The following is a 12,161-nucleotide window of genomic DNA, read 5'->3' as shown; positions in this document are numbered from 1 at the left end:
TGAACCCCTTCTATTGTATAAAATAATGAAAAGCCTGATTCCGGATCAAACCGATTGTCCCACTAATGCTGAGATGACACAACCGGTTAACTATGCCGTCAACAATCCGCTGCCAAATTAGACCGCACTTAAGCCGATATTAATGGAAAATGGCTTGTAGCAGATAGTAAATAATAATGGCAAATAATGCACCTGCCGGCAACGTAACTATCCAAGAAACAAAGATGTTACGGATAACCGTCAAGTTGATTGCTGCAATACCGCGTGCAAATCCAATCCCTAAGACGGCACCCACTAAGGTTTGGGTGGTGGAAATCGGCAAGCCGGTACCGGAGGCTAAAACAACGGTCATCGCAGTGGCAAATTGCGCGGCAAAACCGCGGCTTGGCGTCAAGTCCGTAATGCCGGTACCAATAGTTGCCATGACTTTGTAGCCCATCACAATGAGCCCAACAACAATGCCACTTGCACCTAAAGGCAAAATCCACCATGCCAGTGGAGCGTTATTGATAATCTGTCCATCGCTTTCGATAATGGCAACAACGGCAGAAAGTGGGCCGATCGCATTCGCAACATCATTTGAACCATGTGCAAAGGCCATCGCACAAGCGGTCATCAGCATTAACATGCTGAAAACTTTTTCTACACCGCCGAAAGTGCCGCCTTCTAGCATTTTGAATTTGAATTTACTGCTACGAAAATAGAAATGGCTGTAAACAATACTGATCAGACTGATGCCGAATGAAAGCAGAATATTTTCTGTATTGCTTAAGTTTAAGCCAACGTGTTTTAACCCTTTGGTTAAGGTGACGATACACAAAATGAAAATGGTGATGCCCATGTAATAAGGGCCGTATTTTTGCGCGTTTCGAAGCGGACTTTCTGTATCAAAAATCAGTTTTTGTGTGCTATAAAAAATGGCATACGCAAGAATACCGGCAATGACCGGTGTAATGAACCAACTGCCGACAATATTTTTAATATTGCTCCAATCCACTGACTGAAACCCTATTGTCACGCAAGAAAAACCCACAATAGCGCCCACAATAGAATGTGTGGTAGATACCGGCCAGCCCATTTTGGAGGCAATTAATAACCAAGCACCGGAGGCAAAGAGGGCGGCCATCATGCCGAAAACTAAGACTTCAGGTTGGTTGATGAATTGAGTGGTGTCAATGATACCGCTTTTAATGGTTTCGGTAACTTCGCCGCCGGCTAAATAGGCACCGGCCGCTTCAAAAATCATGGCAATAATAATCGCTTGTTTAGGGGTGATGGTACCTGAGCCAACGGATGTTCCCATTGCGTTTGAAACATCGTTGGCACCGACACCAAAGGCCATGAAAAAGCCGAAAACGGCTGTAATAATAATTAATAGTGAACCGTATTGAGAGAGTAATTCCATGAAGAATACCTAAATTAATGAAAATTAGGAGCGCGCCAGCATAAGTTCAATACGTGAACCGACACGTTGTGCTTGATCGGCCAATACACCGACCCATTCGATAATTTTATATAAGAACATGACATCAATAGGGTTATAACGCCCTTCGATTTCAAACAACATTTTTCTTAATTTAATTTGCATTTGATCCGTATCGTCTTCAATGGTGTCAAGCTCGTTAATCATTTGATTAACAAAATTTAATTCACGTCCTTTAAAGCCGGTTTCCAATAATTGATCCATTTCTTCAATCACTTTATGCGCTTGTTCTGTGGCATCTAAGCTGCGTTTAACATAGCTCATAAATTCTTCCTGCATTTCTTGCGGAATACCGAATTGGCGTCCTACCATGCGACCTGCAATATCCTTTGCATAATTGGCTAATTTATCTTGTTGAGTTACCAACTCCAGCAAATCGGTGCGTTCAATCGGCATGAATAAACCGCGTGGCAATTTTAATCGAATTTCACGTTTTAACGCATCGGCTTGGCGCTCATGTGCGGAGATATCAAGACGAAGTTGCTCCGCACCGCTCCAGTTTTCTTTAAAGATAGCTTCAAAGAAAGGAATTAATAATTCACAGCATTCGGTAACTTTGCTGGAATGTTTTTGGAGAGGTTTTAAAGGGGAGTGAGCAAATAATCCAAGGATATTATTCATCGCCATAAAAGGAACTCCTTAGGAGATAAGGTTAATAATTCAGCGCGCATATTACATGATGTCAATGAAAAATTCACGATTTTAATCGAAAAAATCAGGCTTTTATCGGATAATGCAGTAGAGAAAATACGAATAAAACAGAAAAATGAAGGAATTTAAAGGAAAGCGTATGCAGGATGAAATTGAATTAAAACTGGCGGTAGAAAATATTCAGATTGAACAATTTGCCTCGATTTTGGCACAATTTAACGTGATTGCGCATCAAAAAGCCTTCTTGGCGAACACCTATTATGATACGGCTGACGGATATTTTACCCGACATAAGATGGGGCTGCGCGTTCGGCAAAAGGATAAGGATTACACTTTAACGCTCAAAACGGACGGCAAGGTGTCAGGCGGTTTGCATGTTCGCCCTGAATATAATGTGATCTTGCCAAATGCGGAACCCAATTTGGCGGCATTAACGGAACACTATGAATTATCGATAGAAACAACAGCGCCACTAAACGCGATTTTTAGCACCGATTTTGAACGTCATATGTGGTTAATTCAAGCCACGCCGACGAGCCAAATTGAAGTGGCGGTGGATGTAGGCAAGGTGATTGCCGGTGAAAAACAGCAGACGATTAGTGAAATTGAATTTGAAATTAAAGAAGGCGGATTAGCACCATTTTTTGCCTTTGTGGCGGATTTTTTAAACCATTATCAAGGCAACGTGCATTTTTATTCTGTGAGCAAAGCCAAAAGGGGGTATCAACTGGCACAGGGCGTAGCACCGAAAGCCTCAGATTGGATCGAACGCTGGCGTGGCTTTTTGCATACGGAAAAATACGCCAAAAAAACATCGGAAAAACTGACCGCACTTTTGCATTATGAACAAGATTTAATCGAAGAAACGTTAGCATTGGGCGCGGATCATTTTGCGACCGATTTTATTAAAACCGTTGAGCGTGTCGGCGCCTTTTTTAATTTGGCACATTATTATGACGACAACAAAAATCTCTTGGAAACGGCGCTCAACGAACAGCTGGCAGCAAATCATCACTATGCGTTGGAAAATGTGCTGACGGCATTGACCGAGGCCAACGCCCAATTCTTGACGCAAATTCGTGAAATTATTCGCTTACATAGCGAAACGAAAGACAATGGGTTAGCAATGCGTAAATTGTTCGATCTTATCCAAACGCCACAGTATGCACAGCGTATGCTTCATCTGATGACATTAACGCTTGGCGAAGAATAAGGGGCGATCATGGCAAAAGCAAAAACGGCGTATGTGTGCAATGATTGCGGTGCAGAGTATTCTCGTTGGCAAGGGCAGTGTTCCGCTTGTAAAGCATGGAACACCATTTCCGAAGTGCGGTTAGTTTCTACGCCAAATAATAAAGCGGATCGTTTCTCCGGTTATGCCGGTGAAACCCGCGCCAAAATCCAAACCTTAGATCAAATTAGCCTGCAAGAAACGCCGCGTTTTAGTAGCGGTTTTAAAGAATTGGATCGTGTTCTAGGCGGCGGTGTTGTGCCGGGCAGTGCGATTTTGATCGGTGGGCATCCGGGTGCGGGGAAGAGTACGTTGCTGTTACAGGTGATGTGTCATTTGTCGCAAAAAATGACCGCACTTTATGTGACTGGTGAGGAGTCTTTGCAACAAGTAGCAATGCGCGCTAAACGCCTCGGACTGCCGCCGGAAAAACTCCACATGCTGTCAGAAACCTCTGTGGAACAAATTTGTAATTTGGCGGATCAGTTAAAGCCACAGATTATTGTTATCGACTCCATTCAAGTCATGCACTTAGCCGATATTCAATCCTCGCCTGGCAGTGTGGCGCAAGTGCGCGAATGTGCTTCTTTTTTAACCCGTTATGCGAAAACCCGTCAGGTCTCAATCGTGATGGTGGGTCATGTGACGAAAGATGGCACCTTGGCAGGGCCGAAAGTGTTGGAGCATGTTATCGACTGTTCTTTATTATTGGAAGGCGAAACCGATTCGCGCTATCGTACGTTGCGCAGCCACAAAAATCGCTTCGGCGCCGTGAATGAATTAGGCGTATTTGCTATGACGGAACAAGGCTTGCGTGAAGTGAAAAATCCCTCTGCGATTTTTTTAAGTCGAGGTGATGAACAAACGGCAGGCAGTTCGGTAATGGTGCTGTGGGAAGGTACTCGACCGTTGTTGGTGGAAATTCAAGCTTTGGTGGATCATTCGATGCTCGCCAATCCGCGTCGGGTGGCTGTGGGACTAGAACAAAACCGCCTTGCCTTGTTGCTTGCTGTGCTCCATCGCCACGGCGGCCTACAAATGGGCGATCAGGATGTCTTCGTCAATGTCGTCGGTGGAGTCAAAGTCACGGAAACCGGTGCGGATTTAGCCTTGCTCTTAGCGCTGATTTCTAGCTTCCGTAATCGCCCATTGCCACCAGATTTGGTGGTGTTCGGCGAAGTGGGATTAGCCGGTGAAATTCGCCCGGTGCCAAGCGGACAAGAACGTATCAGTGAAGCGGCAAAACACGGATTCAAACGTGCCATTGTACCCTTTGCCAACAAGCCGAAAAGTGCGGTGGAAAATATGGCTGTTTTTACGGTGAAGAAGTTGGGCGATGCGATTGCGGTGCTGGATAATTTCTAGGAGCGTTTTTTTGATGTGTAATAGGACAGGTTTTTGCTTGTCCTATTTTATTGTATAAATGATTAACATTAACCTAGATGTGTAATTCGTGATTTCGTTTGTAGCGTGCATCTTGATGCACGACCAAATCACGCACGGAACATTATTTAACCCTTTCGGGTATTCAAGATTTCGTGCAACAAGTTGCACGCTACAATTCTAGATGGGTTTGAGTATGTGATAGGACAGGTATTGCCTATCCTATTTTGTTTGGGCCACGCTTTCCTACAAATTTTCAGTTCGTAGCGTGCAACTTGTTGCACGACCGAATCACGCACGGAACGTTATTTAACCCTTTCGGGCATTCACGATTTCGTGCAACAAGTTGCACGCTACAATTCTAGATGGGTTTGAGTATGTGATAGGACAGGTATTGCCTGTCCTATTTTGTTTTGGCACGCTTTCCTGCTAATTATCAGCGGAAAGCGTGAAAGTGCGGTCAAAAACGAAAACGTTTAGGGATTTGCCGGCTTGTTGTCAGCGGCCTTAATTGCAGCCTTTTCACCATTGAATTTAACCACATCTACCGCAATAGCTTCCGCTTCTTTCAAGAAGAAATCCGGCGCTTCGTAATCTTTCGGTAAATCGTTAATGTCTTTCAATGGTTTCTTGCCTTCACGCTTAAAGCGAGCATTTAAGTCTTTCAAACGTTTGTTATCATCTTTATCATTTTCTGCTTTACGCTTTTCATAATTCAGGGATAAGAATTTACGATCACGACGTTCATCACGCACGTTTAAATCCTCGTTTAAGGCGATAAATTCCGGATCTTTCGCCATTCTGTCACGATGTTTTTGTGCTAATTCAGCGATGGAATGTCGTGCATTTGCCACTTCGGCATAATTCACAGACGGCATTTTATCCCAAGGTAACGCATTGTCTTCTTTCTCTTCACCATATTCTTTCATATCAATGACATCAGGGAAGGTAATATCCGGTGCGACACCTTTTAGCTGCGTGCTTCCGCCATTAATTCGGTAGAATTTTTGGATAGTGTATTGCAATAAACCCAATGGCGTTTGATCTAAATCATACACAAAATTCAATGAACGGCTTTGTTGTACGGTACCTTTGCCATAAGTGTTTTGACCGATAATGATACCGCGGTTGTAGTCTTGCATTGCCGCGGCAAAAATCTCGGATGCGGAGGCACTAAAGCGGTTAATCATCACCAATAGCGGTCCGGAATATTGTTGCGCATTATCCGGATCTTCATGCACACGAATACGTTGATATGCATCACGCACTTGTACGACAGGACCATCGCTAATAAACAAACCGCTTAATCCAACGGCTTCTGTTAAGGCACCACCGCCGTTTTCACGCAAATCAACAATTAATGCAGCGGCATTTTTGCTTTGCATTTCAGTCAGCAGTTTCTTCACATCTTCCGTTAAGCCAAGATAAAAACTTGGGATTTTAATCACAGCGACATTGGTACCATCAACTTTTTCAATGGTTAATTTGGCGGCTTGATCTTCAATGCGGATTTTGTCTCGAACCAGTGTGACGATACGCGATTTTCCACCTTTCGCCGGTTCGATTTCTAAGCGAACTTTAGAGCCTTTTTTGCCTTTAATTTTGTCAACAATGTCTTCTAAACGCCAGCCGACAACATCTTCGATTTCGCCTTTTTCTTGGCCAACACCAACGATTTTATCCCCGGCTTTGAGTTTTTTGCTGCGAGCCGCCGGCGCGCCCGGCACTAAAGATTTAATGCTGGTTTCATCATCTTCTGATTGCAATGTTGCACCAATCCCCTCTAGAGACAGGTTCATGCTTTCATTAAAACTTTTTGCTGTACGTGGTGCTAAATAGCTGGTGTGCGGATCAATTTCACGCGCAAAGGCATTCAGATAGGTTTGCACCACATCATCTGCTTTGGTTTGTGTGAGACGACGAATGGCTAAATTGTAACGCTTAACCAGTTTTTCTTTAATTTCCGGCCATTTTTTATCTTTTAATTTCAAATTGATAATGTCGTTTTTAACACGGGCTTCCCACAATTTTTCAGCGTCTGCTTCGGTTTTTGGCCAAGGCGCTTTTTCACGATCAATTTCAATTTGATCATCACCGGTTAAATCCGGTTCTTTATCTAATAATGACAAGGCATAACGATAACGCTCATAACGGCGTTTCATCATTAAATCATACATATCAAAAGCAATGGTTAATGTACCGGCATTTAATTCGTCATCAATTTTCTTGCCGTATTTTTCGCGCATTTCATCGATATCGGATTGCAAAAAAGTCGTACGATTAAAATCGAGCGCCTTAAGATAACGATCAAAAATCTTTTCCGAAAATTCGTCATCAAGTTGAAATTTACGATAATGAGATTGTGTTAGGCGAGTAGTGGCACGCTTGGTGGCGAACATATTCGCCTCTGAAGGCTGCAATGTCACGAGATCGCTGGCTTTGAGTTTTGGTTGCACGGCATCTGCAGCACTGATATTAAGAAAAAGCACCCCTAACACAAGTGCGGTCAAATAATTTTTCGTTTTAGTTAATTCCATTCAGGCTTTCCTAATAAATACGCAATAAAAAAAGTTATCCGGCAAGATAACTCTATTGAAATCTAAACTAGGCAAATAAACGATCAGCGGTGATGTTGATGACGACACCATTATCTAATTCTACACGGGCGGTTTCATTAGAAAATGCTAACACCACAGCACTTTGCGCACGTTCACCGACTTTTACTTTCACGTGTTGACCTTTTTGGAGTGAGGTCATATCCACATTATTTAATGTTGTTTTAGGTTTACGGGCAGGTCTTTCGCTTGGTTTGGTGGTACGTTTATGGCGACGTGGTGCGTCTTTTTTCTCAACTTCGCCTTTCGCTGCTCTTTCTGCCGCACGTTTTTGTGCAACAGCTGCTTTGGCTTCGGCCAATTGTTTTGCGGCGTGTTCAGCGTGTTCTTGCTCCAATTCGCCGGCAGGATTTCCGTTTAAATCTACGCGTACAGTGCCGGCGCGACAGCCGTGTAAATAACGCCAATTGGACGTGTATTGGCGTAAGGCTTGGCGTAGTTGGGTTTTGCTGACGCGCTCATCGTCTTTTAATGCTTCGCTGAGATCTTGAAACAAGCCGATTTTTAATGGTTTTGCTTCGCCCTCGATTGAAAAACAATGCGGAAATTTTTCCGCTAAATAAGCAATAATTTCTTTGTTATTCGTTAACTTTTGTACTTCGGTCATAATGAAATCCTGCATCGATTTTTAAGTAGAAAAACTCACCATAGTTTAGTTTAGCTCACTTTCAGAAAAAATGACAATTAATAATCGATTTCCGGCTTGATAAATAAAAAAACATGGTTAAAAATGACCGCACTTATTTAGAAAATGCAGCGAATACATACAAAAGCATGGAAATACAGTGTAGAATACGTTCTCTTTTAGCCCTTGGATCATCTTACTCATGACAGCAACTTCTTCTGTGAATTTTGCCAATGCGAATTTCTACCGCATCGTCCGTTGTGGTGGTTGTAATGCTGTGGTTAAAATTTCCACCTTGCAACAGGGGCAAAGTGCGGTGTGCCCACGCTGTCACCATGTTTTGTACACCAGTGGAGGTTGGAGTTTAAAGCGCTGCGCGATCATTGCCATTTCAATATTAATTCTCATGCCTTTTGCATTAACGTATCCATTACTTAGCATTGATTTGCTTGGAGAAAAAATCGATGCCTCGGTTTGGTTGGGCGTGTGGAAAATGGCGACCCAAGGATTTTCATATACGGCGTTTTTAATTTTTATTTGTGCCGTTTTTATGCCCATTGTTTTTGCATTGTTGGTCATTTTATTGCAGTTATCCAAAATGATGAAAATTCAGCCACGCAATTTGTTAATTTCTCTTGGCTATATCAAACCTTGGGTAATGTTTGACGTGTATTTGGTGGCTTTAGGTGTGAGTATTTTTAAAGTGCGCGAATATGCCACGTTACAATTGGATGTCTATTTAATTGCTTTTGTTTTCACCGCACTTTTAACCACATTACTGTTTATTAAAATTAACCCGACCGAAGTGTGGAACGATTTCTATCCTCAAAGCAAAGGCGTGAATGAACTCACGAAGGCAGAGGATTTGCGCTATTGTCATGCTTGTCAGTATAGCTTTATTGATCCGTTATCTGATCGTAAGGGGCGAGATATCTGTCCTCGCTGTTTGTCACAAATCGACATTCCCCCTTCTATTCGATTGCAACGCACGTGGGCATTATTACTTGCCGGTATTATCATGCTATTCCCCGCTAATTTATTGCCAATGTCGGTGGTTTATTTAAACGGTGCGCCTAGTGCAGATACGCTGATGTCAGGTGTGATGAGTTTTATGGAAATGGGAAGCTATTTCATCGCCTTTATCGTATTTACCGCCAGTATTTTTGTGCCGATTAGCAAAGTCTTGATTATGTTATATTTGCTGATTTGCGTGCATTTTAAGCTCAAACATTCCATTCGTTGGCAAATGCGTTTATTACATCTTGTGCATTTTGTCGGCCGTTGGTCTATGTTGGATTTATTCGTATTAGCATTAATGATGTCCTTGGTTACGCGCGGACAAATTATTGATTTTTCTGTAGGTACGGCCGCCTTTTATTTCGGTGCTGCTGTATTTTTAACAATGGTTGCAGCGGAGCAATTTGACAGCCGCTTAATTTGGGAAATCTATGACAAACAACAAGCAAAACACCTCCATGCCGGAAACTGAAGTTGTGGCAAAAGTTCGTCAAAGTAAACGAATTTCACCTTTCTGGTTACTTCCTTTTATCGCTTTATGTATCGGCGCCGTTTTGTTCTTCCAGATTGTGCAAGAGCAAGGCATTAGTATTCGAATCACCTTTTCCAGTGGTGATGGCATTGTTGCGGGGAAAACGCAGATTCGTTATCAAGGATTGCAGATCGGCGTGGTGAAGAAAGTGAATTTCACCAATGACTTGCAGAAAGTGGAAGTCGTTGCCAATATTTATCCTGAAGCCAAAAGTGTTCTTCGTAAAAATACCAAATTTTGGTTGGTGAAGCCAAGTGCTTCTTTGGCCGGTATTTCCGGTTTGGATGCGTTAGTCTCCGGTAACTACATTACGTTGCAACCCGGTGATGGGGATTCGGAACATAAATTTGTTGCGGAAACGGAAGGGCCGATTGCCCAACTCAATCCCGGTGATTTGTTGATTCATTTGGTTTCGGAAGATTTGGGTTCCATTTCTATTGGCGCATCTATTTATTATAAAAAAATGCCGGTCGGTAAAATCTATGACTATCATTTCTCTGAAGACGGAAAAAAAGTGGAAATTGATGTGGTCATTGATAAGCCTTATGCCAAATTTGTGAAAAAAGACAGCCGTTTTTGGAATATTAGCGGCATTAGTGCGAGCCTCGGTGTTTCAGGTTTAAATGTAAACATGGACAGTTTAAATTCCGTGGTTCAAGGCGCGGTTGCTTTTGATTCGCCAAATGAAAGCGCGAAGGCGGATATGAATGAAAAATATACCCTTTATTCTAATTTACAAGCGGCGAAACGTGGTATCAATATTGATGTCAATATTCCCAATACCGCCGGATTGGAAGAGGGTAAAACCCGCGTGTATTACCAAAACATGGAAATCGGTGTCTTGTCGAAATTAAGTGCGGTGGAAGATAACGATGAAATGCTCAGTGGTTCATTGCTCATTGAGCCGAACTTGGCGGATTTATTTAAGACCGGTTCTAATATTGTGCTACGCGAGAAAAGGCCGGGGCTGGCTGATTTAACGAATATCCAAAAACTACTGCGTGGAAAATATTTTGAAGTCTTGCCGGGGAACGGTGACAGCAAAATGGCGTTTGATGTTACTAAAGAAAGCGAACTGTTGCTAAAACAGCCTAACACCTTGGTACTCACGCTCACCGCACCGGAAACTTATGGCGTGAGCGAAGGGCAGCCGTTGATGTATAACAATATCCAAATCGGTGAAATTGTGGCGCAATATATTGAGACCGATGGCGTGAAATTTAAAGTGGCGATTGCCGGCGAATATCGTCATTTAATTCATGGTGATACCCTCTTTGTCGCGGCATCGAATTTTGATGTGACTATCGGCATTGATGGTTTACGCTTTGAAGCGGCAACGCCGGAAAAATGGCTACAAGGTGGTATTCGCGTAATTGCCGGTAAAACGCAAAGCCATCCGAAAGACACTTATGCGCTTTATAGTGATTTAACCAATGCGGAAGCCGGGATTACTGATTCACAACCGAAACCGACAATCACTTTAAACACCACGAATTTGCCGAGTATTAATAAAGGCTCTTTAGTGCTTTATCGTCAGTATGAAGTCGGAAAAATTTTAGACATCCGTCCACAAACCCAAAACTTTGCGGTGGATGTGTTTATTTATCCGAAATATCAGCATTTGTTAACAGAGAAAAGCGTGTTCTGGGTGGAAAGTGCGGCGCAAATTGATATTACGCCAAAGGGCATTAGTATTCAGGCTGCACCGGTGGCACGCTCACTCAAAGGCGCAATCAGCTTTGATAATAGTGGCGGTAAAAATAATCACACCCTTTATCCAAATGAATTGCGCGCGAAATCAGCCGGTCAACAAATCATATTAACGGCAGAGGATGCCACCAACCTCAGCAAAGGCATGGCATTGCGCTATCTTGGGCTGAATATTGGGGAAATTGAGAGTGTTCAACTTGATCAAAAGAGTCACAAAATTATTGCTAAAGCGTTGATTCATCCAAATTACATGGGGTTGATTGCTAAGGAAGGATCCCGTTTTAACGTGATTTCACCGAAGATTTCTGCCGGCGGCATTGAGAATATCGATAGCCTGTTGCAACCTTATATTGATGTGGAAGTGGGCGCCGGTAAAACCAAAACCCAATTTGCTCTCAGCCAAGCAGTTAACAATAACATCAAATATACCAACGGTTTACCGCTTGTGCTAGAAACCAATGATGCACTGAATATCACAGCAGGATCGCCTATTATGTATCGTGGGGTAGAAGTGGGGACGATTAAAAACCTCGAATTGAATACGTTGGGTGATCGGGTCTTGATCCATGTGCTTATTGCACCGAAATATCAGCATTTAGTTCGTCAAAATTCTGAGTTTTGGATCGCCTCCGGCTATGACTTTAGCCTGAGTCTTACCGGCGGCGCACAATTCAATACCGGCAGCGTACAACAACTGCTGAAAGGCGGAATCTCTTTCTCTACGCCATCAGGCACTGTTGTGCAGGCACAAGCGAAGGCGAATCAGCATTTCTTGTTGCAAGTAAAACGTCCGACGGATGCACAAAAGTGGAATCAAGGTGCCTTACCGGCTCAATAATGTGTAGAAATATCAGCTTTTTGTGAGGTTGTGTAAATTAAGTAAAAGGTAAGAAAATCGGAAGATTTTTCCCAAT

The 12,161-nt window shown here is 42.9% G+C and carries 8 protein-coding genes; 4 read left to right on the top strand and 4 right to left on the bottom strand.

Annotation, left to right across the window (positions count from 1 at the left end; all coding sequences use genetic code 11):
- Positions 1-139: 139 nt before the first annotated feature.
- Both AC30SF_RS07160 and AC30SF_RS07155 read right to left on the bottom strand, forming a co-directional pair.
- Positions 140-1,405 (bottom strand): inorganic phosphate transporter, encoded by a 1,266-nt coding sequence (locus AC30SF_RS07160; protein WP_489608018.1) that lies wholly within the window; start codon positions 1,403-1,405, stop codon positions 140-142.
- A 24-nt stretch (positions 1,406-1,429) separates the two neighbouring features.
- Positions 1,430-2,110: a TIGR00153 family protein gene (locus tag AC30SF_RS07155; RefSeq protein WP_021615149.1), complete on the bottom strand. Its 681-nt coding sequence runs from the start codon at positions 2,108-2,110 to the stop codon at positions 1,430-1,432.
- Positions 2,111-2,273: 163 nt separating this feature from the next.
- On the opposite strand from AC30SF_RS07155, the gene AC30SF_RS07150 reads away from it, so the two are divergent.
- Positions 2,274-3,347, top strand: coding sequence for a CYTH domain-containing protein (locus tag AC30SF_RS07150; RefSeq protein WP_489608017.1), 1,074 nt, complete (start codon positions 2,274-2,276; stop codon positions 3,345-3,347).
- Between the two features lie 9 nt (positions 3,348-3,356).
- Positions 3,357-4,730 (top strand): DNA repair protein RadA, encoded by a 1,374-nt coding sequence (gene radA / locus AC30SF_RS07145; RefSeq protein ID WP_489608016.1) that lies wholly within the window; start codon positions 3,357-3,359, stop codon positions 4,728-4,730.
- A 494-nt stretch (positions 4,731-5,224) separates the two neighbouring features.
- On the opposite strand, the gene prc is transcribed toward radA, so the two are convergent.
- Positions 5,225-7,285 carry a carboxy terminal-processing peptidase gene (gene prc, locus AC30SF_RS07140; protein ID WP_489608015.1) on the bottom strand — a complete coding sequence of 687 codons (2,061 nt, stop codon included), beginning with the start codon at positions 7,283-7,285 and terminating at the stop codon, positions 5,225-5,227.
- Between the two features lie 67 nt (positions 7,286-7,352).
- A complete protein-coding gene (gene proQ / locus AC30SF_RS07135; protein WP_084422199.1) occupies positions 7,353-7,970 on the bottom strand; it encodes an RNA chaperone ProQ in 618 nt (205 codons plus the stop codon).
- A gap of 220 nt (positions 7,971-8,190) precedes the next feature.
- On the opposite strand from proQ, the gene AC30SF_RS07130 reads away from it, so the two are divergent.
- A complete protein-coding gene (locus AC30SF_RS07130; RefSeq protein WP_311461281.1) occupies positions 8,191-9,477 on the top strand; it encodes a PqiA/YebS family transporter subunit in 1,287 nt (428 codons plus the stop codon).
- Complete coding sequence (locus AC30SF_RS07125) at positions 9,437-12,085, top strand: PqiB family protein (protein ID WP_489608014.1); 2,649 nt, start codon at positions 9,437-9,439, stop codon at positions 12,083-12,085. Before AC30SF_RS07130 ends, AC30SF_RS07125 begins: the two co-directional genes overlap by 41 nt.
- Positions 12,086-12,161 lie beyond the last annotated feature (76 nt).

This window comes from Aggregatibacter valvarum, assembly GCF_980468985.1.
The sequence above is the reverse complement of the archived record's forward strand: the minus strand, read 5'-3'. Positions and strand labels throughout refer to the sequence as shown.